Origin of the sequence: Cryobacterium gelidum, from assembly GCF_004403985.1 — a bacterium.
GTDB lineage: Bacteria > Actinomycetota > Actinomycetes > Actinomycetales > Microbacteriaceae > Cryobacterium > Cryobacterium gelidum.
The window spans coordinates 78,197-104,074 of record NZ_SOHL01000009.1; the positions used below are offsets into that span (position 1 = coordinate 78,197).

21 protein-coding genes and 1 riboswitch are annotated in these 25,878 nt (G+C 66.0%); of the genes, 12 read left to right on the forward strand and 9 right to left on the reverse strand.

Translation table 11 applies throughout. From position 1 onward, the window contains the following. Window positions 1-13: 13 nt before the first annotated feature. The 4 genes from E3T50_RS05680 to E3T50_RS05695 are packed head-to-tail and all read left to right on the forward strand — an operon-like array spanning window position 14 to window position 3,223. Window positions 14-871 carry an exodeoxyribonuclease III gene (locus tag E3T50_RS05680; protein WP_134550987.1) on the forward strand — a complete coding sequence of 286 codons (858 nt, stop codon included), beginning with the start codon at window positions 14-16 and terminating at the stop codon, window positions 869-871. Further along, window positions 868-1,872 carry a tryptophan--tRNA ligase gene (gene trpS / locus E3T50_RS05685; RefSeq protein ID WP_134550988.1) on the forward strand — a complete coding sequence of 335 codons (1,005 nt, stop codon included), beginning with the start codon at window positions 868-870 and terminating at the stop codon, window positions 1,870-1,872. Before E3T50_RS05680 ends, trpS begins: the two co-directional genes overlap by 4 nt. Next, window positions 1,872-2,477: a GNAT family N-acetyltransferase gene (locus E3T50_RS05690; protein ID WP_134550989.1), complete on the forward strand. Its 606-nt coding sequence runs from the start codon at window positions 1,872-1,874 to the stop codon at window positions 2,475-2,477. Before trpS ends, E3T50_RS05690 begins: the two co-directional genes overlap by 1 nt. After that, window positions 2,474-3,223, forward strand: coding sequence for an HAD family hydrolase (locus E3T50_RS05695; RefSeq protein WP_134550990.1), 750 nt, complete (start codon window positions 2,474-2,476; stop codon window positions 3,221-3,223). Before E3T50_RS05690 ends, E3T50_RS05695 begins: the two co-directional genes overlap by 4 nt. Window positions 3,224-3,302: 79 nt before the next feature. On the opposite strand, the gene E3T50_RS05700 is transcribed toward E3T50_RS05695, so the two are convergent. From E3T50_RS05700 to E3T50_RS05715, 4 genes are all read right to left on the reverse strand, one after another. Further along, a complete protein-coding gene (locus E3T50_RS05700; RefSeq protein ID WP_166784213.1) occupies window positions 3,303-4,226 on the reverse strand; it encodes an endonuclease domain-containing protein in 924 nt (307 codons plus the stop codon). Window positions 4,227-4,674: 448 nt separating this feature from the next. After that, complete coding sequence (glpK, locus tag E3T50_RS05705; RefSeq protein WP_134460490.1) at window positions 4,675-6,189, reverse strand: glycerol kinase GlpK; 1,515 nt, start codon at window positions 6,187-6,189, stop codon at window positions 4,675-4,677. Window positions 6,190-6,266: 77 nt separating this feature from the next. Continuing rightward, window positions 6,267-7,001: an MIP/aquaporin family protein gene (locus tag E3T50_RS05710; protein WP_134460793.1), complete on the reverse strand. Its 735-nt coding sequence runs from the start codon at window positions 6,999-7,001 to the stop codon at window positions 6,267-6,269. Window positions 7,002-7,176: 175 nt separating this feature from the next. Then, window positions 7,177-8,919 (reverse strand): glycerol-3-phosphate dehydrogenase/oxidase, encoded by a 1,743-nt coding sequence (locus E3T50_RS05715; RefSeq protein WP_134550992.1) that lies wholly within the window; start codon window positions 8,917-8,919, stop codon window positions 7,177-7,179. A gap of 160 nt (window positions 8,920-9,079) precedes the next feature. On the opposite strand from E3T50_RS05715, the gene E3T50_RS05720 reads away from it, so the two are divergent. From E3T50_RS05720 to E3T50_RS05750, 7 genes are all read left to right on the forward strand, one after another. After that, complete coding sequence (locus E3T50_RS05720) at window positions 9,080-10,045, forward strand: sugar-binding transcriptional regulator (RefSeq protein WP_134551049.1); 966 nt, start codon at window positions 9,080-9,082, stop codon at window positions 10,043-10,045. 84 nt (window positions 10,046-10,129) lie between these two features. Then, window positions 10,130-10,273: riboswitch (FMN riboswitch) on the forward strand. 99 nt (window positions 10,274-10,372) lie between these two features. Then, window positions 10,373-11,428, forward strand: coding sequence for a bifunctional diaminohydroxyphosphoribosylaminopyrimidine deaminase/5-amino-6-(5-phosphoribosylamino)uracil reductase RibD (gene ribD / locus E3T50_RS05725; protein WP_241990779.1), 1,056 nt, complete (start codon window positions 10,373-10,375; stop codon window positions 11,426-11,428). A 9-nt stretch (window positions 11,429-11,437) separates the two neighbouring features. Beyond that, entirely contained in the window at window positions 11,438-12,112 is a 675-nt protein-coding gene (locus E3T50_RS05730; RefSeq protein ID WP_134550993.1) for a riboflavin synthase, read from the forward strand. Continuing rightward, a complete protein-coding gene (gene ribA, locus E3T50_RS05735) occupies window positions 12,109-13,368 on the forward strand; it encodes a GTP cyclohydrolase II (RefSeq protein WP_134550994.1) in 1,260 nt (419 codons plus the stop codon). Before E3T50_RS05730 ends, ribA begins: the two co-directional genes overlap by 4 nt. After that, window positions 13,368-13,844: a 6,7-dimethyl-8-ribityllumazine synthase gene (ribH, locus tag E3T50_RS05740; RefSeq protein ID WP_134550995.1), complete on the forward strand. Its 477-nt coding sequence runs from the start codon at window positions 13,368-13,370 to the stop codon at window positions 13,842-13,844. Before ribA ends, ribH begins: the two co-directional genes overlap by 1 nt. A 32-nt stretch (window positions 13,845-13,876) precedes the next feature. After that, window positions 13,877-14,230 carry a hypothetical protein gene (locus E3T50_RS05745; RefSeq protein ID WP_134550996.1) on the forward strand — a complete coding sequence of 118 codons (354 nt, stop codon included), beginning with the start codon at window positions 13,877-13,879 and terminating at the stop codon, window positions 14,228-14,230. A 218-nt stretch (window positions 14,231-14,448) separates the two neighbouring features. Then, window positions 14,449-15,801, forward strand: coding sequence for an MFS transporter (locus tag E3T50_RS05750; RefSeq protein WP_134550997.1), 1,353 nt, complete (start codon window positions 14,449-14,451; stop codon window positions 15,799-15,801). Window positions 15,802-15,857: 56 nt separating this feature from the next. Here the strand turns inward: E3T50_RS05750 and E3T50_RS05755 are convergent, their stop codons facing one another. Genes E3T50_RS05755 through E3T50_RS05765 form a run of 3 tightly spaced genes read right to left on the reverse strand, consistent with a single transcriptional unit; the run spans window position 15,858 to window position 18,547 of the window. After that, window positions 15,858-16,682, reverse strand: coding sequence for an ABC transporter permease (locus E3T50_RS05755; protein WP_241990790.1), 825 nt, complete (start codon window positions 16,680-16,682; stop codon window positions 15,858-15,860). 28 nt (window positions 16,683-16,710) lie between these two features. Next, a complete protein-coding gene (locus E3T50_RS05760) occupies window positions 16,711-17,595 on the reverse strand; it encodes an ABC transporter permease (RefSeq protein WP_241990780.1) in 885 nt (294 codons plus the stop codon). Window positions 17,596-17,620: 25 nt separating this feature from the next. Beyond that, window positions 17,621-18,547 (reverse strand): ABC transporter ATP-binding protein, encoded by a 927-nt coding sequence (locus E3T50_RS05765; protein ID WP_134550998.1) that lies wholly within the window; start codon window positions 18,545-18,547, stop codon window positions 17,621-17,623. A 126-nt stretch (window positions 18,548-18,673) separates the two neighbouring features. Here E3T50_RS05765 and E3T50_RS05770 point away from each other — a divergent pair, with 126 nt between their 5' ends. After that, on the forward strand, window positions 18,674-20,695 hold the full coding sequence (locus E3T50_RS05770) for an ABC transporter ATP-binding protein (RefSeq protein WP_134551053.1): 2,022 nt from the start codon (window positions 18,674-18,676) through the stop codon (window positions 20,693-20,695). Here the strand turns inward: E3T50_RS05770 and E3T50_RS05775 are convergent. Together E3T50_RS05775 and E3T50_RS05780 are read right to left on the reverse strand one after the other, a co-directional pair. Beyond that, window positions 20,692-23,850: an alpha-mannosidase gene (locus E3T50_RS05775; protein WP_134550999.1), complete on the reverse strand. Its 3,159-nt coding sequence runs from the start codon at window positions 23,848-23,850 to the stop codon at window positions 20,692-20,694. The two genes, E3T50_RS05770 and E3T50_RS05775, sit on opposite strands and share 4 nt — an antisense overlap. 87 nt (window positions 23,851-23,937) lie before the next feature. Then, window positions 23,938-25,788: a phosphoenolpyruvate carboxykinase (GTP) gene (locus E3T50_RS05780; protein ID WP_134551000.1), complete on the reverse strand. Its 1,851-nt coding sequence runs from the start codon at window positions 25,786-25,788 to the stop codon at window positions 23,938-23,940. Window positions 25,789-25,878 lie beyond the last annotated feature (90 nt).

Consider the following 25,878-nt stretch of genomic DNA (forward strand, 5'->3'; position numbering starts at 1 on the left):
CTAGACTTGACCCATGTCTTCAGCCAAACCCCTGCGCATTGCCAGTATCAACACGAACGGGGTACGGGCCGCGTACCGCAAGGGCATGGGCGACTGGCTGCACACCCGTGATGTGGACATTCTTGCCATTCAAGAGGTGCGCGCCTCGACCGAAGACCTCGAGGGTCTGCTGGGGCCGGACTGGAACATTCTGCACGATGCCGCCACCGCCAAGGGCCGGGCCGGTGTCGCCCTCGCCAGCCGGGCGGGCGCATCCATTCACCGGGTTGCCCTCGGCGCCGAAGAGTTCGACAGCGCCGGCCGCTGGCTCGAAGCCGACTACGAGGTCGACGGCCAGATGATCACCGTCGTGAGCACCTACGTGCACTCCGGCGAGACCGACACCCCGAAGCAGATCGAGAAGTACAAGTTTCTCGACGCCATGTTAGCCCGGCTGCCCGAGCTGACCGAGCACAGCCCGCTCGCGCTCGTGCTGGGCGACCTCAACGTGGGCCACCGCACGCTCGACATCAAGAACTGGCGCGGCAACAAGAAGCACGCGGGTTTTCTGCCGGAGGAGCGGGAGTATTTCGACCGTATCCTCGGAAGCGAGGGCGACCCGCACTACAACGCGGGGGCCGGACTGGGCTGGGTCGACGTCGGACGTAGGTGGGCCGGAGAGGTCGAGGGGCCGTACACCTGGTGGTCTCAGCGCGGCAAGGCCTTCGACACCGACACCGGGTGGCGCCTCGACTACCAGCTCGCCAGCCCGCAGCTGGCGGCATCCGTTCTGAACTATGCGGTCGACCGGGCCGCAGCATACGACCAGCGCTGGAGCGACCACTCCCCCGTCGTCGTCGACTATGACCTCTCGAAAGACGCACGCTCGTGACCAAACCCCGCCTCTATTCGGGCATGCAGCCCTCCGCCGAGTCCCTGCAGATCGGCAATTACATCGGCGCGCTCCTGAACTGGAAGTCGCTGCAGCAGACGCACGACGCGTTCTTCTCCATCGTCGACCTGCACGCCATCACCGTCGCACAGGAGCCCGCCAAGCTACGCGAGAACACGCGCGGCACGGCCGCGCAGTACATCGCGGCTGGCATCGACCCGTCGGCCTCGACGCTGTACGTGCAGTCGCACGTCGCCGCGCACGCGCAGCTGGCCTGGGTGCTCAACACCATCACCGGGTTCGGTGAGGCGAGCCGCATGACGCAGTTCAAGGACAAGTCCGTGCGGCACGGCGCCGACGCGACATCCGTTGGCCTGTTCGCCTACCCGACGCTGATGGCGGCGGACATCCTGCTGTACCAAACCACGGTGGTGCCGGTCGGGGAAGATCAGCGCCAGCACGTGGAACTCACCCGCGACCTCGCCCTGCGCTTCAACTCACGGTTCGGCGACACCTTCACTATTCCCGAGGTGGCGATTGTGAAGGAGACCGCGAAGATCTACGACCTGCAGAATCCCACGTCGAAAATGTCGAAGTCGGCCGAGTCGCATGCCGGTATCATCTGGCTGCTCGATGAGCCCGGCGTCACCCGGAAGAAGATCATGCGGGCCGTGACGGATGCCGACGGCGGCGTAATCTTCGACCGCGAGAACAAGCCGGGTGTGGCCAACCTGCTCACGATCTACTCCGTGCTCGCCGGCGAGTCGATCGAGTCGATCGAGAACGAATACGCTGGCCGCGGGTATGGCGACCTGAAAAAGGGGCTCGTCGAGGTGGTTCTGGGTACGTTCGATCCGATCCGCCAGCGCGTGGCCGAGCTGCTGGGTGACCCGGCCGAGCTCGACCGGGTTCTCGCGTCCAACGCGGCCCGGGCCTCTGATGTCGCCAATGAGACCCTGGCCACCGTCTACGACCGCGTCGGCTTTCTACCCCCTCGCTAATGCAGCCGTTCTCGCTCTCCTCACCGCTGGTACTGCTGGACGAGCTAGCGGCCAGCGACACCGACCGCGTCTTCGACTACTGCCAGGACACGATCTTCGAACGCTATTTGACCGTTCCGTGGCCCTACGAACGTGCACACGCCGAGGGATTCATCCTCGAGTATGTTCCCGACGGTTGGCTGTCGGATCGGGAATACACCTGGGCGCTGCGGGACCCTGCCGGGCCAGGACTTCTGGGCGTGATTGGGCTACGCCTGACAGGCGAATCCGTCGCGGCGGACGCATCCGTTCACCGGGTGGGGTCAATCGGATTCTGGCTGGGTGCCCCGCACCGTGGCCGCGGGCTCATTCCCGAAGCGCAACGGCTCGTCGCCGATTGGGCATTCGCACAGGCGATTATCGATGATCTGCACTGGGAGTGCCTGCTCGGAAACGTCGCGTCAGCCCGAGCTGCGTGGAAGTCGGGGTTTCGATATACCGGCGTCGCGCCGTCCGTCGCCGCCTACCGCGACAAAAGCTACCCCGACTCGTGGCACGGCCACCTCGCAGCCGGCGATGACCGCAGCCCGCAGCCCGGCTGGCCCGCCGCGGCCCTCGCCCGATGACCGTGCCGCGGGTTGTGCTGTTTGACCTCGACGACACCCTGTTCGCGCACCGGGACGCGGTCGCTGTGGGCATTCTGCTGCACCTCGACCGGGTCGGCGGCGCCTTTGCGTCCGGCGACCGAACGGCGGCGACCGTGCTGTGGAACGCGCTCGAGGAGGAGCATTATCACTCCTACCTCGCCGGCGATTTGGACTTTGCCGGTCAGCGCCGCGCCCGGGCCCAGGATTTCGCGGCGTCATTCCGCATCGCACTGACCGACACCGAGGCGGATCTGTGGTTTGACGAGTATTTCGAGAGCTACCGGTCCAGTTGGCGGCTGCACGACGACGCGCTCCCCTGCATCGATAAGCTGGCCGAGATGATTCCCGGGGTGCGTTTTGGCCTCATCACGAACGGCGACCCGGTTTTTCAGGGCGAGAAGATTCGTCGCGTCGGCCTGGCCGACCGGTTCGAGCATGTCGTCACCTCGGGTGCGCTCGGTTTTGCCAAGCCCGACGCACGCATCTTTGAGCACGCCTGCGCGCTGTTCGACGTGCCCGTGGAGTCGGCGGTCTACGTCGGGGATCGATTACGCACGGATGCGCTGGGCGCGGCCGCTGCGGGGCTGACCGGTGTCTGGCTCGACCGAGCCGGCGCATCCGCTATGGGCCCTGCCGACACAGATGATGCCGCACGCCTCGGAGTTCTCCGCATCGACACTCTCACCCGCCTGCCAGGCCTGTTTGCCGCCCTCCATGGGGCATAACTCCTGCAAATTGCCACCTTCGCTCGGTGAGGCCTCGCATTGCGGGCTTCTCTTCCGGCTTATGCAAAATCTGCAGGAGTTACGCGCCACGGATGCCCGTTGTCTGGGCGGCAGTGAAAACTCGGGGACTCCCATACCGGCAAATGTCGACGAGCTTCTGAATTGCCCGAAGCACGCCCTCCGGATCGAACATGATGTCTTGATAGAGCACGCGGAGTGTGACATAGCCGAGGGCTGCCAGCAAACGGTCTCGGGTGCGGTCGCGAATGTGCTCCTCCCAGGCTTTGTGGTGACTCTGGCTGTCCGCCTCAACGACCACACAGCCCTCGACCAGTAGATCGACCCGGCCGACCCGGTCGATGTGCACCTGGATGTCGCAGCGGTACCCGGCGGAACGAAACAGGTCGCGCACGATGGACTCCTGGCCGGCATCCACTCGCGCATCGATGCGGGACCGCAGCCCACCATGCTTCTCGGGGACATGGGCGAAGATGTCATCGAGGTCGGTTGCCCGAATCTTGTGCTCGTGTAGGGCGGTGTCGAGCGCCGCGAGAGCAAAGCGAGGTTCCTGACACTGGATAATCTGGGCGAGGGCGTCGCGGGGCCCGACGCAGTACTCGGTGCCATCAGTTCTGTCGATGAGCGGCCACCAGTGCAGCTCGACGCCGTCCCGCGGAGCGGCCGCCAGCGGAACGTGACGATTTTGGGGACTGCGCAGACGAGAGCCCTCGCGCGGGATATGCACGTGGGTGAATTGCGAATCGAAGGCAAAGAAGCCGATCTCCCGGGCCGCCGAAACGCAGGCTTCGCGCCCGCCGACGCGAACCGCCTCGAGGGTGTGGCGATCGGTTCCCGGCAGAGCGTAGTGATCGCGGCGGACTCGGATGAGCGTATTGCTCCGCACTGCAGCCGTGATGTGTTTGGCTCGCATGCCGCTGTTCAATAGATCTTGTCGGCTGACGATGCGGCACTGGCCAGCGAGGGAGGTCAGGAATGGGTTCATGCAGACGATCGTCGTCATTTTCCAGTGGCTGTGACCTCCCCGCAACCAATCTGGGAACAGCACTTCCAGCCGCCTGTGCATAACTCTTCCGTGCTTACTCTTTCGAGTTTATTCTTCCGTGTCACACCACTCGCGAGAGCGCCTAACTCCTGCAATCTCCCCACAAGTCCGCAATCTGACCCGGAAGCACTCGGGTCGGCCGGACCGAGATATCAAATTGCAGGAGTTACGCGATTGGGCCATCCCGGAGTGAAAACGGTCACCCAGAAGGGCGGTCGAGCCGAATTGATGGATCACCGGGCAGTCACCAAGGCATAACTCCTGCAGATTGCACGCGCTGTGTCTACGGACCGCGAAAACACGGACCTCCGGAAAGTTGACACGGCAATTTGCAGGAGTTATGCGCCCTGGGAGATGGGGAGCGGCCCGGCCGGTGGAAGGGGTGAGGCTAACGCACGTCTTCGTCTACCCAGTCCAGGGTTTTCGTGACTGCTTTTTTCCAGTTGCGCAGCAGGCGGGCTGCTTCCTCCGGCTCCATCGAGGGCTCCCAGCGGGCGTCTTCCTGCCAGTTGGAGCGCAGGTCATCAAGGCCGCTCCAGAAGCCCACGGCGAGGCCGGCCGCGTAGGCGGCGCCGAGCGCGGTGGTCTCGGCGACGACCGGGCGCACGACGGGCACGCCGATGATGTCGGCCTGGAACTGCATGAGCAGGTCGTTCACCGTGGCACCGCCGTCGACCTTGAGCTCGGTCAGCGGCACCCCGGAGTCCGCGTTGACCGCGTCGAGCACCTCCCGGGTCTGATAGGCGATGGCCTCGAGTGCTGCACGGGCGATGTGACCCTTGTTCACGTAGCGGGTGAGGCCGACCAGGGCGCCGCGGGCGTCCGACCGCCAGTACGGCGCGAACAGGCCGGAGAAAGCCGGCACGAAGTACGCCCCGCCGTTGTCCGTGACCGTCTTGGCCAGGTCTTCGATCTCGTTGGCGTTCTTGATGATGCCGATCTGGTCGCGCATCCACTGCACGAGCGAGCCGGTGACAGCGATCGACCCCTCCAGGGCATAGTGCACCGGGGCGTCGCCGAGCTTGTACCCCACGGTGGTGAGCAAGCCGTTCTTCGAGTGGATGATCTCGGTACCGGTGTTGAAGATCAGAAAGTTTCCGGTGCCGTAGGTGTTCTTCGCCTCGCCCTGGTCGAAGGCGGCCTGGCCAAAAGTCGCCGCCTGCTGGTCGCCGAGGATTCCGGATATCGGCACCTCGCGCAGCAGGCTGTGCCCGCTTGCAGTGCCGTACACCTCGGAGGACGACTTGATCTCGGGCAGCATCGACTTCGGCACGTCGAAGATGCTGAGAATCTCGTCGTCCCACTGCAGGGTTTCGAGGTCCATGAACATGGTGCGGCTGGCGTTGGTGACGTCGGTCGCGTGGACGCCGCCCTCGATGCCGCCGGTCAGGTTCCAGAGAACCCAGGAATCCGTGGTGCCGAACAGGAGGTCGCCGGCATCCGCTCTCGCGCGTGCTCCCTCAACGTTTTCCAGGATCCAGACGATCTTGGTTCCGGAGAAGTAGGTGGCCAGTGGTAGACCGACCTTCGCTTTGAACCGGTCGACGCCACCATCCGCTGCCAACCGGTCGACGATGGGCTGGGTCCGGGTATCCTGCCAGACGATGGCGTTGTAGACGGGCACGCCGGTGTTTTTGTCCCAGACGACAGCGGTTTCGCGCTGGTTGGTGATGCCGACGGCTTCGATGTCGTGGCGGGTGATGTTCGCCTTCGATAGCGCCTGGCCGATGGCCTCACGGGTGTTGTCCCAGATTTCCTTCGGGTCATGCTCGACCCAGCCGGCCTGCGGCAGAATCTGTTTGTGCTCGAGCTGGCCGGTCGAAATGATCGAGCCAGCCTTGTCGAAGACGATCGCGCGGGAGCTGGTGGTTCCCTGGTCGATGGCGAGAATGTATTTGGCCATGTGTAACTCCTTTGTTGTTCCAGGTGAGAAAGCAAGTTTTACGACTACAGCGCATGCTGCAAAATATGTGAGCGGGCTTAGCCCAGGATGGGCAGCAGCACCCCCGACGAAGCTCCGGCAAGGACCCCGCCGATGATGGGACCAACGACCGGCACCCAGGCATAGGACCAGTCGCTGCCCCGCTTGCCCTTGATCGGCAGGAGGAAGTGCGCGATGCGAGGGCCGAGGTCACGCGCCGGGTTGATCGCGTACCCGGTCGGCCCACCGAGCGAGGCGCCGATGGCGATCACGAGCAGGGCCACCGGCAGTGCACCCAGGGCGGCGAGGCCGCCGGCGTCCCCGTTCCGGCCGAAGCCGATGACCACGAAGACGAGCAGGAAGGTGCCGATGATCTCGGTGACGAGGTTCCAGCCGTAGGAGCGGATGGCCGGCCCTGTCGAGAAGACACCGAGCTTGTTGGCGGCATCCGGTTCCAGGTCGAAGTGCTGCTTGTAGGCGAGCCAAACGACGACGGCACCGAGAATGGCACCGATCATCTGCGCACCGATGTAGGTGAGCGTCGACGCGACGTTGACCGGTACACCGGACCCGAAGGTCTCGGCCCCGCTCGCGACGAGGCCGAGCGTGACGGCCGGGTTCAGGTGGGCACCGGAGTTGTAGGCGGCGATCACACCGGCGTAGACCGCGAGGCCCCACCCGATCGTGACCATGAGGAACCCACCGCCCAAGCCCTTGTTCTTGGCGAGCGCCACGTTGGCGACCACACCGCAACCGAGGAGCACGAGGATGGCCGTTCCCACGACCTCTGACATAAAGACGACACCTATATTGTCCACATTGACCTTTCAGATGGGGAGTGCTGTTCGCCGATCGACCTTGTTGTCGAGTGCGGCAGTCGAGCACCTTGTCTAAAAGGTATCGGCGCGCGCGCCGGCCCCGGCCGATTTCCACTGCACGTTCGTGCAGATTGCCGGCCGGGTGCTGCGGCTACGAGACCAGGGCGTTGTTGTGGCTGACCGGGCCGAGCTCGACCCCGTGCACGTCGCTCAGGATTCGGCGAGTCAACTCGATCTCCTCGGCCCGACGCCCGGCATCCCAGCCGAGAACGGGGGCGACCACGAGCGTCAACTCCTCGATCAACGGCGTGGTCACGTCGCCGACGAAGGCCATGCTGGTGCGGCGCAGGAGTACGTCGAGCAGGCGAACGACGCCCTCGGTCGAGGCCAGAAACTCAATTTCGCGCCGGGTGTATGCGGCGTTGTGCGCCAGAGGAGCATCCGGTGCACCGGCCGGGTCCGCCAGGAAGTCGATGACCTCGCTCGCCCGGGTACCGTAGCGGGCGAGCAGTGCCGCTGCACGGTCGACCCCGACCTCGTCACCGTGGGCGGTGACCCAGACCAGGGTGGCGGCTTCCGTAGCAGGCCAGTCGCGCCCGCCGCCGATGGCGAGGCCCTCGGTGGAGACTGTGCGCGGCAGGCCGAGAAGTTTCAGAATGTCCGTGCTGAGATTCTCGGCGAGGGCGCGGAAGGTGGTCCACTTGCCGCCGACCAGGCTGAGCAGCGTGCCGTTCGCAGCGCCCGTGCGCGGCAACGGCCGCGACTCGATGCGGTAGTCGCGGGAGACGAAACCGGGGGCTTCATCGTCGTGGCGCGGCAAGGGGCGCACTCCGGCGAAGCGGAACACGATGTGGGATCGGTTTACCGTAACGGTTGGGAAAACGTGCGCGACCAGGTCGAAGAAGTAGTCGATCTCCTCTTCGGTACAGCGAATCGGCTGGGTCATGTCGTGCTCGAGGTCGGTGGTGCCGACCAGGACACGGCCCTTGAGCGGGTAGATCAGCACAATGCGGCCGTCTTCGTGCTCGAAGAAGATCTCCCGGCCCCCGGTCGCCGCGAGCAGCTCCGGGTTGTCGAGTACGACGTGGGAGCCCTTGGTACCGCCCATGAAGGTGCTCGGCTGGCCGAGCACCTCGTTGGTCAGGTCGGTCCACGGCCCGCTCGTATTCACGACGACATCCGCCTCGAATCGAAATTCCTCGCCGGTGATCGTGTTGCGCAGGAGCACGCCGGTGTCGTTCATTCCGGCAGCCTCAACGTAGTTTGCGGCGCGGGCGTGCGGGCCGGCCTCGAGGCCGTCGCGCAGCACGTCGAGGGCGAGGCGTTCCGGGTCGTGCATGGCGGCGTCATAGTAGGTGGCCGTGTACTTGAGGCCGGGGTTGAGCATGGGCAGCGCGGCAAGGGCCTTCGTGCGGCCCTTGAACTCGTGGCGCGGCACCGTACCGCCATCGCGGGAGAAAGCGTCGTAGATCATCATGCCGATTTTGATGAGCAGGGCACCGCGCTCTACGTGCTTGGCACCTTGTTTGTGGGTGAGGAACCGCAGCGGCGCTGCCATCACACCGGAGAAGGCGGAGAAGATGGGAATGGTCGTCTGTAGCGGCTTGACATAGTGCGGCGCGATCTTGAGGAGGCTGTTGCGCTCCTCGACCGATTCCTTGACGAGGCGGAATTCGCCGTTTTCGAGGTAACGCACCCCACCGTGAATCATATGCGAACTCGCCGACGAAGCACCCGAAACATAGTCGTTCTTCTCCACGAGGACCACATCAACGCCCTGCAGGGCCAGGTCGCGGAAGGTAGCGATGCCATTGATGCCGGCGCCGATGATGAGCACCTGGGCGCGGGGACGGTCGGAGATCGCGGACGGCGTCTGTTCGTGTTGGAACGACATTGTTGTCACCTCTGTCTCGGGGCAGGCCCGGTGTGAATCTGCGCAGTGGATTTGCGCGGGGCAAGCCATGTGAATAGATTCAGTCTGACAGGACGACACAATTTCTCAACTGGATTGAACATACGTGCAAGGAGCCGCTGTGACCTACGCTATTGATCCGATGCCCGATCCCGTGCAATCCGATCGCAGCCGCGACGCACTCACCGCGGCACACCTGTATTACATGCAGGACCTCACGATGGATGCCATCGCTCACGAGCTCCACACCTCCCGCTCCTCGGTCTCCCGCCTGCTCAGCCATGCCAGGGAGACGGGTTTGGTCGACATCCAGATCAAGTCTCCCCTGGATGCCCCGAGTCACCTCGAGCAGCAGCTCGACGCTCGGTTTCAGATCACCGCGCACGTGGTTCCGGTGCCCGACAGTGCTACCGACGTCGATCGGCTCGAGCGGGTGGCCCTATCCGTTGCACGAATTCTCGGTCAGTATTTCGACTCCAACATGACCATGGGCATCGCGTGGGGTTCCACCATGAACGCGATCAGCCGGCACGTTACCCCGAAACAAACGCACAACTCGCAGATCGTGCAGCTCAACGGAGCCGGAAACATGCGCACGACCGGCCTGGGCTATGCGAGCGAAATCCTCGGACGTTTCGGCACGGCGTTCGGCGCGCACGTGCAGCAGTTCCCGGTACCCGCATTCTTCGACGACCCGGCGACCAAGCAGGCGTTGTGGCGGGAGCGCAGCGTCAGCCGCCTGCTCGAGATGCAAGCCATCATGGACATCGCCTTATTCGGTCTCGGTTCCCCCTTTTCCGGCGTGGTCAGCCGCGTGTACGCCGGCGGATACCTCGAACAGGCCGAATTCGATGAGCTCAGCGCGGCCAGCGTCGTCGGCGATGTGGCGACCGTGTTCTACCGCGCCGACGGCTCGACCGACGGCATCGCCCTGAATGAACGCTCGACCGGCCCGGACTTCACCGTGCTACGCCGCACCCCACGCCGCATCTGCGTGGTAGCCGGCCGCTCCAAGCTCGCCAGCCTGCGCGGGGCCCTCGCCGCGCGGCTCATCACCGACCTGTTCGTCGACGAGAGCACCGCCCGCGCCCTGGTCGGAGCCCCCTGAACTCGTACCCGTGACAGCGGATGTCGGCGGGAATAACGCGGCGTGCAGCCTGTTGCACTATAACTAGAAGTAGTACTTGCAGTACACGTGCTCCGGGGTCGGTGTAATTCCGAACCGGCGGTTAAAGTCCGCGACCCGTTAGTCCCTCGAGAACGTTTGGGGGACGAAGCGGTTGAGCTGGTGAAACTCCAGCACCGACGGTCACAGTCCGGACGGGAGGCGCACGAGTTGGTTGGCTGCTACAGCCGACCAGCGGAATTTTGCGTGCGGTATTTTCCGTGCGCAGATCCACACCCCCGGAGCTCGTCCGATACGGATGAGGGCGGGATGATCGAGAACGCGGCAGTCGGCACGGGCCTGACCGGTCTAGCTGTCGAGGGTGCCATGCGCCGCGCATTCGAACTCGCCGCCCACGGCCCGGCCACCGGCGTGAACCCGCGGGTCGGCTGCCTCATCCTGAACGGGCACGGCGAGACCCTCGCCGAAGGCTGGCACCGCGGTGCCGGAAGCCGGCACGCCGAGGTCGACGCCCTTGCGAAGCTCGCCCCCGGCGCGGCTAGCGGCAGTACCGCCGTCGTCACCCTCGAACCATGCAACCATGTCGGCCGTACCGGTCCGTGCGCGCTGGCCCTGATCGACGCTGGCGTCGCCCGCGTCATCTACTCCGTGAGCGACCCCGGCAAGCACTCCTGCGGCGGGGCTGCCCGGCTACGCGCCGCCGGTATCGAGGTGCAGGGCGGCGTGATCGTCGAGCAAGGCGAAGCATTTCTCGGTGACTGGCTCGTTGCCGCCCGCCTCGGCCGCCCCTTCGTCACGCTCAAATGGGCCTCGAGTCTCGACGGTCGCGCGGCCGCGACCGACGGCTCCAGCCGGTGGATCACCGGCGCAGCGGCCCGCCTCGACGTGCACCGACGCCGCGCGGCCCGCGACACGATTCTGGTCGGTACCGGCACCGTGCTCGCCGACGACCCGGCGCTGACCGCACGGGGCGAAGACGGCGGGCTGCTCGCCCAGCAGCCCGTGCCCGTGATCGTCGGCCGTCGTGCGCTGCCGAGATCCGCTGCCCTGTTCGCGCACCCGAAGCAACCGTTGTTCTTCGACGGCCTCGATCTGCCAGGCCTGCTGGCCGATCTGCACAGCCGGGGCCTGCGCAGCGTGTTCATCGAGGGCGGACCGACCCTGGCGAGCGCCTTCGTCGCCGCGTCGCTGGTCGACGAATACCTCATCTACCTCGCGCCCACACTGATCGGCGGGCCCCGACTGGTGCTCGGCGACATCGGCGTGAGCGTCATCGGCGAGCAACGCCGCCTCTCTATTCAGTCTCTCGACCGGCTCGGCGACGACGTTCTCATCGTGGCCCGGTCCCAACCCGCTTCGATCTAAGGACCACCCATGTTTACCGGAATCATCGAGGAGCTCGGCCAGATCGAGCGTATCGACCACACAGGGGATGCCGCCCGCCTCACCATCCGCGGCCCGCTCGTCGTCGACGGAGTCGGTCACGGCGACTCCATTGCCGTACAGGGCGTCTGTCTCACGGTGGTCGAGCGCACGCCCGACACCTTCACCGCCGACGTCATGAAGCAGACCCTGACCATGTCAACGCTGTCCGACGCCCGCATCGGCTCCCCGGTCAACCTCGAACGCGCCGCCCTCGTCGGCGGACGCCTCGGCGGTCACATCGTGCAGGGCCACATCGACGGCACCAGCACCGTGCTGGTCATCACGCCCGGCGAGGCCTGGCGGGTACTGCGATTCAGCGTCAACGCCCGGCTTGCCAAGCTCGTCGTTGACAAGGGCTCGATCGCCATCGACGGCGTCTCCCTGACCGTGAGCAACATCAGCCCCGCCACCGAGGCGAGCCAGTGGTTCGAGGTCTCCCTCATCCCCGAAACCCTCGCCGCGACCACCCTGGGCGGCCTCGCCGTTGGCGACCGAGTCAACATCGAAACCGACATTCTGGCCCGCCACATTGAACGGATGCTGGCTCTTTCCGCCGCCGCACTGCCGTCGCAAGCTTCACCCCCAGAATCCCAGCACGCAACCGCACCAAGGAGCGCATCATGAGTCTCGCCGATATTCCCTCCGCACTGGACGCCCTGCGCCTCGGCCGACCGGTCATCGTCGCCGACGACGAGGGCCGCGAAAATGAGGGCGACGTCATCATCTCGGCTCAGCTCGCCACCCAGGAATGGATCGCCTGGACCGTGCGCTACTCGTCCGGGTTCATCTGCGCGCCGATGACCAACGAGATCGCCGACCAGCTCGACCTGCCGGTGATGGTCGTGAACAACGAAGACCCACTCGGCACCAATTACACGGTGAGCGTCGACGCCGCCGACCGCCTGTCGACCGGGATCAGCGCCGCCGACCGTGCCCACACCCTGCGGGTGCTCGCCGACCCGGCATCGGCTCCGGCGAGTCTGCACCGCCCCGGCCACATCCTGCCGCTGCGCGCCCGCGACGGTGGCGTGCGCGAGCGCAGTGGTCACACCGAAGCCGGCGTCGACCTGATGAAACTGGCCGGCCTGTTTCCGGTCGCCGCGATCGCTGAGATCGTCGCCGAAGACGGCGAGATGATGCGCCTCCCCGGCCTGCTCGAACTCGGCGAGCGCGAGGGCCTGCTCGTCATCACCATCAAAGACCTGATCAGCTACCTCAACGAGTTTCATCCCGACGAGGTCCTTCAGACGCGTGCCCCGCTCATCGAGGCACCACGGGTCGACTTCGAGGTGGAGACGACGGTACCCACGCGGCACGGTGCCTTTCGCGTGCGCGCCTACCGCGACCGCTCCACCGGCGCCGACCACGTTGCGATCGTGGCGGGAACCCCGGTGGATGGCGCCATCGTGCGGGTGCACTCCGAGTGCCTCACCGGCGAAGCCTTCGGCTCGCTCAAGTGCGAGTGTGGACCGCAGCTCGATGCCTCGCTCGACATCATCCAGGAGGAAGGCGGAGTGGTCGTCTACCTGCGCGGTCAGGAGGGGCGCGGCATCGGCCTCACCAACAAGCTGCGGGCCTATGCGCTTCAGGAAGACGGCCTCGACACCCTGGACGCCAACTTGGCGCTGGGTCTTCCCGTTGACAGTCGCGATTACGGCGCGGCCACCAGCATCCTGCACGATCTGGGATTGACGTCGGTGCGACTGCTCACCAACAATCCCGAGAAGGTGCGTCAGCTCGAGCTGCACGGCGTCGCCGTGACCGAACGGGTGCCACTCGTCGTCGGTATCGGCGAATTCAACGAGGAGTACCTCGCGACCAAGCGTGACCGGATGGGTCACCACATCACGAACACCGAAATCATGAATGGAATCGCCTAATGGCCGGAACAGGACCCACCATCACTGTTGACGGACGAGGCTTGCGAGTCGTGATCGTGGCCGGACAGTGGCACGACGTGATCACCGACGGTCTCATCGCCGGCGCCACCCGGGTACTGCAGGCGAGCCACGCCGAATTCTCACTCGTGCGTGTTCCGGGCAGCTTCGAACTTCCCGTTGCCTGCAAGGTCGCGCTCGAGAACGGGGCCGACGCGGTCATCGCCCTGGGCGTGATCATTCGCGGCGGCACCCCCCACTTCGAGTTCGTCTCGAATGCGGCAACGGATGGCCTCACTCGCGTCGCCCTCGACACCGGCAAGCCCGTCGGCTTCGGCGTGCTGACCATCGACGACGAACAGCAGGGCCTCGACCGCGCCGGGCTTCCCGGTTCGAAAGAAGACAAGGGTGAGGAGGCGGCATCCGCTGCCCTGGCCACCGCCCTGGTGCTGCGGCAGTTGCGCGGACAGATCGGGTAATGTGCGGCGTGGATGGTCCCTAGGCTGAAGTAATGGACCTTCTACGCAATATTCTGCTCATTCTGCACTTCGTCGGCCTCGCTTCGCTGCTCGGTGGCTTTCTCGTGCAGATCAAGCCGATCATTGCCGGCAAGGGCACGATTGTCGCCGCAATGTTCCACGGTGCGCTGACCCAACTGGCCACCGGCCTGCTGCTCGTCGGCATCATCGAGATGGGCTCGCTCGGCCATATCGACAACATTAAAATCGGCCTCAAGCTGCTCCTACTCATCGTGATCACCGTGCTCGTGATCGTGAACCGCAAGAAGCCGACCGTGCCGTCGCTCGCGCTGTGGGCCATCGGCGCCCTGACTTTCACCGACGTCGTGATCGCGGTGCTCTGGTGACAGCAGCAGTGTGCGGAAGCGGATAACGGGGTGCTCCGGTTCACTCCCGGCGACCAGGAGCCCGCTTTCGCTCGTTGCTGCGGGCTTCGCGGTAAACTCCACCGTGCCCTCTAAACACGGCCACGCCCCAATTCGTGCGTCAGCGCTACCGCGGGAAGTCAGATCGACTTGCGGGTTACGTCGCCGCTCAGCCATCCCGACCGGAGCGTTCCACCCTCATGTCTACAACCACAGCGTCAGTTTCGATGCCGACCACGCCTTTGAATCCAAAGGGCCGCGTCATCATGGCGAGCCTCATCGGCACGACCATCGAGTTCTACGACTTCTACGTCTACGCCACGGCCGCCGTGCTGGTCTTTCCGCACCTGTTCTTTCCCACCGGAAACGAGACCACCGCTCTCCTCGCTTCCTTCGCCGTCTTCGGCGCCGCCATGGTCGCCCGCCCGATCGGCGCACTGTTCTTCGGCCACTTCGGTGACCGCAAGGGACGCAAGGCCACCCTGGTTGGCGCCTTGCTCACGATGGGCATCGCGACCTTCTTGATCGGCCTGCTGCCGACCTACGACATGATCGGCTGGTGGGCACCGTTCATGCTCGTCATCCTCCGCCTCGCCCAGGGCTTTGCCCTCGGCGGCGAGTGGAGTGGCGCGGCCCTCGTGGCGACCGAAAACGCACCCGTCGGCAAGCGCGCCTGGTACGGCACCTTCCCGCAGGTCGGCGCCCCGCTCGGCTTTATCATCGCCAACGGCCTGTTCCTCGGCCTGGCCCTGGCCCTGCCGTCAACCGACCCGACCCGTCCGTCCGAGGCGTTCCTCGAGTGGGCCTGGCGCATCCCGTTCCTGTTCTCGGCCGTGATGGTCATCGTCGGTCTCTGGGTGCGTCTGCGCCTGGTCGAAAGCGAGGTCTTCACCAAGGTCGTCAAGGCCGACCGGGTCGAGAAGCTGCCGCTCGCGGCGGTGTTCAAGTCCAACTGGCGTGAGCTCATCCTCGGTACGTTCATCATGCTCGCGACCTACGTGCTGTTCTACCTGATGACCACGTTCACGCTCGGCTACGGCCGGGCCGCGACGGATGCCCCGGTTCCGGGACTCGGCTTCAGCTACAACAACTTCATCCTCATGATGATTCTCGGCGTCGTGTTCTTCGGGATCTTCACCCTCGCCTCTGGCCCCTGGGCTGACAAGCATGGCCGCCGCAAGACACTCATCATCGTGACCCTGGCCATCATCGTGTTCGGTTTGCTGTTCGTGCCGCTGCTCGGCGCCGGCTTCCCCGGCGTGATGCTGTTTCTCATCGTCGGCTTCTCGCTGATGGGGATGACCTTCGGCCCGATGGGCGCGCTCCTGCCCGAGCTGTTCCCGACGAGCGTGCGCTACACCGGCTCCGCGTTCGCCTACAACATGAGCTCGATTCTCGGCGCGGCCGTCGCCCCGTTCATCGCCATCTGGCTGTGGACGCTCGGCGAAGGCAGCCCGTTCTGGGTTGGCATCTACCTCTCGATCATGGCCGTGATCACCCTGATCGCGCTGGTCCTCAGCCGCGAGACGAAGGACCTCGACCTGCACCGTTAGGCTGTCGCCGCACAGCATCCGCACCCCTCTCGCGATTGCGAGGGGGGTGCGTTGCTTCAGTTCAAGAAGAGGGCCTTGAGGCGGCGAGTGGTGAAGATCAGGCCGATCATGATCATCACGGCGTAGTAGAGCACGTGCCAGAGCATTCCGGGGTCGATCTGCCCGGTGGTCAGGCCGCGTACGAGCTCGACACCGTGCCAGAGCGGCAACGCCTGGATCACGTATTGGATGCCCTGCGGGTAGACGCTGAGCGGGTAGAACGTGGCCGAGAACAGAAACATCGGCAGCAGTACAAAGTTGATCCAGTCCATCTGCTGGAAGGTCTTCATGTAGCTCGTCACCGCCATCCCGATGCTCGCGAAGCCGAATGCGATGAGCACGACCGCCGGCAGGGCCAGCAGCGCCCACCAGGACAGGTTGAGCCCGAGCGCCTGCATCACGAGCAGGAATCCGGTCGCGTAGAGCAGCCCGCGCACCAGGGCGAGCGAGATTTCGCCGAGCGCCACGTCGAGCGGGCCGAGTGAGGTCGACAGCATGCCCTCGTAGAGCTTGGCGAACTGCATCTTGAAGAACACGTTCCAGGTCGAGTCGTAGATCGCGCCGTTCATCGCGGCGACGGCGAGCAGGGCCGGGGCGATGAACGCCGCGTACGGCACGCTCGCCCCGTCAGCCGTATGCACCTGCCCGATCAGTGCCCCGAGGCCGAGGCCCATCGACAGCAGGTAAAAGATGGGTTCGACGAACCCGCTCAGAATGGCGAGCGAGTTGGAGCTGCGTGTCGCCCGCCAGCCGCGCGCCATCACGCTGCGCGCGTTGCCGGCATAGAGGCTACCGAACGTGCGCGGTGCGCGAGCGCCGGCTGTGAGCGTCGAGGGAGACAGGTGTGGTCCGGTCACTCGTTCACCCTTCTCATTTGTTCAGGCGCCGCAGGGTGAGACGGCGGGCCCAGAACCAGCCGATAGCCAACAACGCCGTCAGGTAGAGCACGTGCACGACGCTCAGCCAGATCGGCTCCGGCCTGCCGTAGGCGAAGACACGGGATAGCTCGGTGCCGTGCCAGAGCGGCGAGATCCAGCCGATCCACTGCAGGTAGGGCGGCAGCAGATCGAGCGGAAAGAACGTGCCAGAGAACAGGGTCATCGGCAGGACCACGAAGCGCTGCAGCATGGCGAGCTGACCGGTGTCGTCTTTGAGGGTGGCCGTGTAGGCCATCACGAGCGCGCCGAAGGCGAGGCCGGTGAGCAGCGCCACCGGCACGGCGATGAACCCGAGCGCCCCGGGCACCGCCCCGAAGACCAGCATGAAGACATAGAAGATGGCGCAGGTGAGCAGCATGCGCGCCGCGACCGAGATGAGGATGCCGTTGACGATCTGGCCGGGTTGAATCGAACTCGCGTTCATGCCGAAGAAGGTGGGGTTCCATTTGAAGCCGAGCATGATCGGGTACGTGAACTCCTCGGACGCCACCGCGATCGCGCTGCTCGAAAGCAGCGCCGGGGCCAAAAACACCAGGTAGCTGACCCCATTGACGGCGTTGCCGCCAAGATTACCGTCGACGAGGCTGGCGAGGCCCACCCCCATCGCGTACAGGTAGATGAGGGGGCTGCCGACCGCGGTGAACAGCACGGTCTGGGCGTACGACCGCATGACCCGAAACCGGTGTTCGGCCACGTACCAGGAGCCGTAGCGCCGGGTGCGTGCCGCCGCCGCGACGGCCGCGGCCAGGGTCTGTGAACGGATGCCATCGCCCGCGCCATCCGCGTCCCGAACGCTACCCGCATCGCCCGCGCTCACGGGCGCAAGCTCTCAGACAGGCCACTCATTCGATCAGATTCCTGCCGGTGAGACGCAGGAACACGTCTTCGAGGCTGGAGCGGCGTACCAGGCTGGTGATCGGGCGGAGTCCCGCCGCGGTCATCTGCTCTAATTCATTCTCGCCGCTGTCGCTGTAGACCAGAATGCGGTCGGGCAGCACATCGACCCGTTCGCCGAAGCCTTGGATGCGGTCGGCGACGGCGGCGTTCTGGGTGGAGCCGAAGCGCACCTCGAGCACTTCGCGCGAGGAATACCGGCGAATGAGGTCGGCCGGGGAACCCTCGGCCATGATGCGGCCCTTGTCGACGACGACCAGGCGGTCGCAGAGCTGTTCGGCTTCATCCATGTAGTGCGTGGTCAAAAGCAGGGTCGTGCCCTGCTCCTTGAGGCGAAACAGCCGGTCCCAGAGGATGTGTCGTGCCTGCGGGTCGAGGCCAGTCGTCGGCTCGTCGAGCAGCAGCAGGCGCGGGTCGTTGATGAGCGCCCTGGCGATGGTGAGGCGACGTTTCATTCCGCCGGAGAGGTCATCGACCTTGGCGCTCGCCTTGTCCGCGAGCTGCGCGAACTCCAGCAGTTCGTCGGCGCGGCGAGCCACCCGGGCGCGCGGGAGCCCGAAGTAGCGGCCGTAGACCAGCAGGTTCTCTCGCACCTTGAGTTCCATGTCGAGGTTGTTCTCTTGCGGCACCACGCCGAGCTGCGAGCGAATCTCCGGACCGTACCGATTGGGGTCGAGCCCGAGTACGTTGAGGTCGCCGCTCGTGCGGGTGGAGACCGCGCCGATCATGCGCATCGTCGTGGATTTTCCCGCGCCGTTGGGGCCCAGCAACCCGAAGGATTCCCCCGGCGCCACCTCGAAACTGATGCCGTCGACGGCGACGAAATCCTGGTATCTCTTGATGAGATTCTGGGTGGCGATGACAGGCTCTGGCACAGTTCCCCACTGTAGACCGCACGGGTGACATTGGGGATTGTTCGCATCTTTGACGGTTAAGATTCATGAGTGACTACCGCTACCCGTGCGCCCGAAACCACCCCTGCATCCGCTTTCCCGGCCGCTGTGAAGTCGTCGCGCGGCCGACGCGGCCGTCCGGCCCCCACCGGGCCACGCGCGAAGTTCAGCCAGCTGCTGCCCTACCTGGGCGAGCACAAAAAGGTGCTCGCCGTCGTCATCGTGCTGAGCGTGCTCGGCGCCGCTGCAAGCCTGGCCCAGCCGCTGCTGGTGAGCCAGGTCATCACGATCGTGCAGGCTGGGGACCCGCTGGGGTCGCTCGTTGGTCTGCTCATTGCCCTCGTGGTTATTTCGGGGCTGATCAGCGGCTACCAGCACTACCTACTGCAACGCACCGGCGAGGGTGTCGTGCTCTCGAGTCGCCGCAAACTGGTGGGGCGCCTGCTGCGCCTGCCGATCAGCGAGTTCGACGCCCGTCGCACCGGAGACCTCGTCTCCCGCGTCGGCAGCGACACCACCCTGCTGCGCGCGGTACTCACCCAGGGGCTGGTCGAAGCGATCGGCGGATCGCTCACATTCATCGGCGCCCTTGTGGCGATGCTCATCATCGACCCGGTGCTGCTCGGGCTGACCGTGCTCGTCATCGCGGTGTCGGTGATCACCGTCATCCTGTTGTCACGACGGATCCGCACGGCGAGCCAAGCGGCCCAGGCGAAGGTCGGTGACCTCGCCGCGAGCGTTGAGCGTGCCATCAGCGCCATTCGCACCGTGCGTGCTTCCAATGCGACCGAGCGCGAAGTCGCCGTGATCGAAGGAGACGCCCGCGGCGCCTGGCGCATGGGGATCAAGGTCGCCAAGATCAGCGCCCTCGTCGTGCCGATCGCCGGTATCGCCATGCAGGTGTCGTTTCTCGTGGTGCTCGGCGTCGGCGGCTTTCGGGTCGCCAGCAACGCCATCACGATCGCCGATCTGGTCGCGTTCATTCTGTTCCTGTTCCTGATGATCATGCCGCTCGGCCAGTTTTTCGGCGCCATCACCTCGGTCAACGCGGCGCTCGGCGCGCTCGGCCGGATTCAGGAGATCATCGACCTGCCCGCCGAAGACCAGTTCGACCGCGATATCGCCCCGCTGGCCATGACGGTCGGCGCCGCCAACGAGAAGGTCAACCCCGAGGCCGCCGCAATCAGCTTCGAGAACGTGCACTTCGGCTACGCGGTGACGCCGGTGGCGGTTGATGCTGAGGCAGAAGCTGAGGGTACCGCGGTAACGGATGCTGCCGGCCCAGCGGGCTCCGCCGCTGCTACCCCCGCCCCATCCACCGCCGCCACCACCGCCGGTGCCGACTCGGCCGACTCCCCCGGTACCGCCACCGCCACCTCCACCGCCGGTGCCGACTCCCCCGGTACCGCCGGTGCCGACTCGGCCGTCTCCCCCGCGTCCACAGAGCCCCGTCCGGTGCTCACCGGCGTCTCGTTCAGCGCTCCGCGCGGGCTGCGCACGGCGCTCGTCGGGCCCAGCGGCGCCGGAAAGAGCACGATCCTGGCCCTGATCGAACGGTTTTACGATGTCTCGGCGGGCACCGTGCGGCTCGGCGGGCTGGACATCCGCTCGCTGGATCGCACCGCGCTGCGCGCCCAGATCGGCTATGTCGAGCAGGACGCCCCGGTGCTCGCCGGGTCGCTGCGCGACAACCTCACCCTCGCGACTCCCGACGCCACCGACGACGAGTGCATCGCCGTGCTGCACGCGGTCAATCTCGGCGAGGTGCTTGACCGCGACCCGGCCGGGCTCGATGCCGCGGTCGGCGAGTCGGGCGTGAAGCTCTCCGGTGGGGAACGCCAACGGCTCGCGATCGCGCGGGCGCTGCTCGCGGCCCCGCCGATTCTGTTGCTCGACGAGTCGACCTCGAGCCTCGACGGCAAGAATGAGCAGATGATGAGAGAGGCCATTGACGCCGTCGCGGCCGACCGTACTCTCATCGTGATCGCGCACCGCCTGTCGACCGTGGTGGATTCCGACCAAATCGTGGTACTCGACCACGGCCAGGTCGTCGGTGTGGGCACCCACTCCGAGTTGGTCGTCTCGACGCCGCTCTACCGCGACCTCGCCAAGCACCAGCTCCTGGTCTAACCGGCTGCCTTTCCATTGCGCGAGTCGACGTAGCGCAGGGTCACCAGCTGGAAGGGGCGTAACTCGAGCGTCAGGGCCGGGCCGTCAGTGGCGATAATGGCGGCCGGGGCGAGGGAACGCTCCAGCAGATCAGTCTCGCCGGCCGCCGCCGCCTCGAACGAGCGGATGACCCGGGCGCGGGCGCGGGTTCCGTGCGCCTCGTAGAGCCGCACGATCACGTCCCCGCTGCCGTCTTCGGCGAGTTTGACCGCCTCGATCACGACCGCCGGGTTGTCGACCGTGACCAGCGGCTCGATTGGCCGGGAGCTGACGCCGGTCACGGTGCGCACCGGCAGGTTCAATCGATAGCCTTCAGATACCGCATCGGGGATATCCGCCCCCACGCGCAGCGACACCCGCAGGTGGTGCTGGCCCTGATCGGCGGTCGGGTCGGGATAGATCGGCGCCCGGAGCAGGGACAGCGACACGGTGCTACCGACGTGGGCGGTAATTTCGACGTTCCCCGGAGCATCCGCTGCCCCGCTGGCGCCGGTGTCGAGTGACGTGGCAGCATCGGGTGCTGACGACGAAAAGACGGTGCGGCTGATCGCGTGGCCATAGGTGGAATCGTTGGCGACGGCCACGCCGAAGCCGGGCTCGCCGACGTGCACCCAGCGGTGCGCAACGGTTTCGAAGCGGGCCACGTCCCACGAGGTGTTCGCGTGCGTCGGGCGGAATATATGGCCGAATTGAATCTCGGAGGCGGCCCGGTCCGCCTGCAGATCGAGCGCGAAGTTCAGCCGGAGCAGCTTCTGCCGTTCCTGCCAGTCGATGCTGAACGCGAGGTCGATAGCGCTCGACTCGCCCGCCAGGGTCACGTCCTCGATCAGCGAGGACGCGCCGAACCGCCGGGTGATGCGCACGCCGACCCGACCGGCCGGCAGCCCGTCGATTGTCTCGATCGACTCGGCGTCGGTGAGCGCTGTGCACGTGCGCGCGTGCGGGGTATCGATGTCCCAGGCGTCCCATTGGGTGGGCGTATCGCGGTGCAACGTGAGCAGGTTGCCAGCGGCGCCGATGGGCACGACCTCGCGGTCGGCGTTCCGATCGCGCACCGAACTGAAAAGTCCGTCGTCGTTGATCGTGACGGACACGTGCGGGTTGCTCAGCACCCAGCCGGCGGGGGTGCGGGCGGCCCGGGCCAGACCGTCAACGGGCGTGTCGTCGACCGCGGGCGCTGCCCGGTGGAGCGGAAGATGCACCCCGCCGAGCGCTGGCACGTCGCCTCGCGCGTACGGCCCGGCGTTGAGCAGCACCCCTCCGTCACCGGGTCCGCAGAGCGCACGAACGGATGCCTCGATCACCCCCTCGAGCACCCCGGCGACCCGCGCATACTCGCGCTCCGCCTGTTGGTGCACCCAGGCGATCGACGACCCGGGAAGAATGTCGTGAAATTGGTGCAGTAGCACGGACTGCCAGGCCGTGTCGAGGGCCGCACGCGGATACTGCGTCCCCACCCGCACCGCGGCCGTCGTCGCCCACAGTTCCGCCTCCCGCAGCAGGTGCTCGCTGCGCCGGTTGCCCTGCTTGGTGCGGGCCTGCGAGGTGAGCGTGCCGCGGTGAAACTCGAGGTACAGCTCGCCCGACCACACCGGCGGCGCCGCATACTCGGCCTCCGCCGCCTCGAAGAACCGCCGCGGACTCGACAACTCGACCGTGGGCGACCCCTCGAGCGACGCGGTGCGGCGGGCGGCGGCGATCATCTCCTCGGTCGGCCCGCCGCCGCCATCACCCCAGCCGAACGGCGCCAGCGACGTGTTCGCCGCGCCCTTCTCCGCGAACAGGCGCTCGGCCCTGGCCAGTTCGAGCCCGGAGAGCTGCCCGTTGTAGTCGGCGACCGGCGGAAAGTGCGTGAAGACGCGGCTGCCGTCGAGGCCCTCCCAGAGAAAGCTATGGTGCGGAAAGACGTTCGTGTCGTTCCAGGACAGCTTCTGCGTGAGGAACCAGCGGCTGCCGGCCGCCCGCACGATCTGCGGCAGCGCCGCCGAGTAGCCGAACGAATCGGGCAGCCAGACCTCGAGCGGTTCCACGCCGAATTCGGTCAGGAAGAAATTCTTGCCGGCCACGAACTGTCGTGCCAGCGCCTCGCCGCCGGGCATGTTCGTGTCGGATTCGACCCACATTCCGCCGACCGGCACGAAGTTGCCGGCCGCGACGGCCCGCTTCACACGCGCAAACAGCTGCGGATAGTGGTCTTTCAGCCAGGCGTACTGCTGCGCCGACGAGGCGGCGAACACGAAATCGGGGTGCCGGTCGATCAGGTCGAGCACGTTGGAGAAGGTGCGCGCGACCTTGCGCACGGTCTCGCGCACCGGCCAGAGCCAGGCGCTGTCGATGTGCGCGTGCCCCACCGCGTGCACCCGGTGGGCGCTCGCGGTGGCCGGGCTTCTGAGCACGTTGGCGAGGGCGGCTCGACCGGCTGCGGCGGTGCCGCCCACATCGTCGGGGTCGAGCACATCGACGCAGCGTTCGAGAGCGCGCAGTATGTTCGCCCGCCGCGGCGACGCGGCCGGAAGCTGCTGGCGCAGGCCGTCGAGCGTGCACACGTCTTGCGCGAGGTGCCAGACCTGCGTGTCGCGCTGGGCGACATCCGCTTGGCGTAGCACGTAGAGCGGCGCGCTGCCGGCGGTCGCGAGGTCACCGAGCGGGGTGGGGGCGAAGCTGAAGTCGGCGGCGATGTTGGGGTTGGCGGCGGCCTCGACGTAGATATCGATGGCGCCACCGGTAACGGTGACCGTGCGGTTCAAGGATTCGATGCCCTTGATGAGACGACCGTCGGAGCCGTACGCGGTGCCCTCGGCTTGAAACCCCGGCACGGCCGCAGTGAAGCCCAGGTCAACGACGACCTCGATGCGCATGTCGGCCATGCCCACCCATTCCAGCGGCACCGTTCCCGTGAGGTGAAACCATACGGTGCCCCACGGCCGGCCCCACGCCTCGCCCACCACGAACGGCGTAAACGGATGCGAGACCGCCTCGGCAAACGATACTGGCTCCCCCTCCGCCGCCCAAGCGGTGACCGTGAGCGGCGCGGTGGCCCGATAGAACGCCGGCTGCAGCCGTTCGCGAACGAACCGGTTCAGCCGAGCCTCAACGAGTGCGCTGTCGTCATGCATGCTGGCATCCTACGGCCGCACCGTACACCGCGCAGGGAAGCACAGACGGCCCCGGCACCGAGGTACCGGGGCCGTCTGCTGCAGGAACTAGTCCTTGAGGTGGTAACGCACGCTTGCGAGCTCGGCGCGGAGCGCCGCCGGTACCTTGTCACCGAACTTATCGAAGTATTCCTCGGTCAGGTCGCACTCGGCGAGCCAGCTGGTCTGGTCGATCGCGAACAGCTGCTGCACGGCTTCCTCCGACAGGTCGAGACCGTCGAGGTTTAAGCCGTCTTCGGCCGGGAGCAGGCCGATCGGAGAGTCGACGGCGTCGACGGTGCCCTCGATGCGGCGAATCATCCATTCGAGCACGCGCGAGTTCTCGCCGAATCCGGGCCAGATGAAGCTACCATCCGGACCCTTGCGGAACCAGTTCACCTGGAAGATCGCCGGGGCGTTGGTGCCGAGTTCCTTGCCGACCTTGAGCCAGTGACCCCAGTAGTCGGCCATGTTGTACCCGCAGAAGGGGAGCATCGCAAACGGATCGCGGCGCAGCTCACCGACGATGCCGTCAGCGGCGGCGGTCTTCTCCGACGAGATCGTGGCGCCCATGAAGACGCCGTGCTTCCAGCTGCGGGCCTGCGCCACCAGCGGAACGTTGGTCGCCCGACGGCCACCGAAGACGATGGCGTCAATCGGCACGCCGCCGGCGGCCTCCCAGTCGTCGGCGATCGATGGGCACTGGGCGGCCGCAACGGTGAAGCGGGAGTTGGGATGCGCGGCGGTACGGCCGGAGGTGGGCGTCCAGTCCTTGCCCTGCCAGTCGATCAGGTGGTCGGGGGCCTTGTCGGTGAGGCCCTCCCACCAGACATCTCCGTCGTCGCGCAGGGCGACGTTGGTGAAGATGGTGTTGCCCCACATGGTGGAGACGGCGGTCGGGTTGGTGGTTTCTCCGGTTCCGGGGGCGACTCCGAAGAAGCCGGCCTCGGGATTGATCGCCCAGAGACGGCCATCTTCGCCCTGGCGCAGCCAGGCAATGTCGTCGCCGATGGTCTCGACCTTCCAGCCCGGAATGGTCGGGCGCAACATCGACAGGTTCGTCTTGCCACACGCCGACGGGAACGCGGCGGCGACGTGGAACACGCCGCCGGTGGGCGAGATCAACTTGATAAGCAGCATGTGCTCGGCCAGCCAGCCCTCGTCGCGACCCATGACGGAGGCGATGCGCAGCGCGAAGGACTTCTTTGAGAGCAGGGCGTTGCCGCCGTAGCCGGAGCCGAAGGACCAGACTTCACGGCTGTCGGGGAACTGCACGATGTACTTCTCATCGTTGCAGGGCCATTCGACGTCGGGACGGGTGATGCCCGAGGCGTCAACCAACGGGTATCCGACACTGTGCACGGTGTGCACCCACGGGTCGCCGGCCTCGATCATGGTCAGCACGGTTTCGCCCATGCGCGTCATGATGCCCATGTTGAGCACGACGTAGGGGGAGTCGGTGATCTCGACGCCGAGCTGCGAGATGGGGCCACCGAGCGGGCCCATCGAGAACGGCACGATGTACATGGTGCGCCCGCGCATGCTGCCAGCGAAGACGCCGCGTAGTTCGGCGCGCATGGCGGACGGTTCGGCCCAGTTATTGGTGGGGCCGGCATCCGCTTCATCGTTGGAGCAGATGAACGTGCGATTCTCGACGCGGGCGACGTCTTTCGGGTTGGTGCGCGCGAGGAAGCTGTTGGGGCGCCATTCCGGATTGAGGCGAATGAGCTGGCCGGAGGCGACGAGCAACTTGGAGAGCTCGTTGGCTTCGCGCTGGGAGCCGTCGCACCAGACGATAGCGTCGGGTTCGGTCAGGCGGGCGATCTCATCGACCCACGCCTGCAGATTGGGGTCGGTGCTCCCCGTACGCGTCGGGTACGCGTCCCCATCGGTCTGGAATGAAGATTTGATGAGGGTCATATGCTGGCCTTTCCGCCGAGACGTAGTTGAAACGTTGCTGAGGAGGTGTCGTCACGGTGGATGCGTGGCGCGTCCTTGCTGTCAGACGTT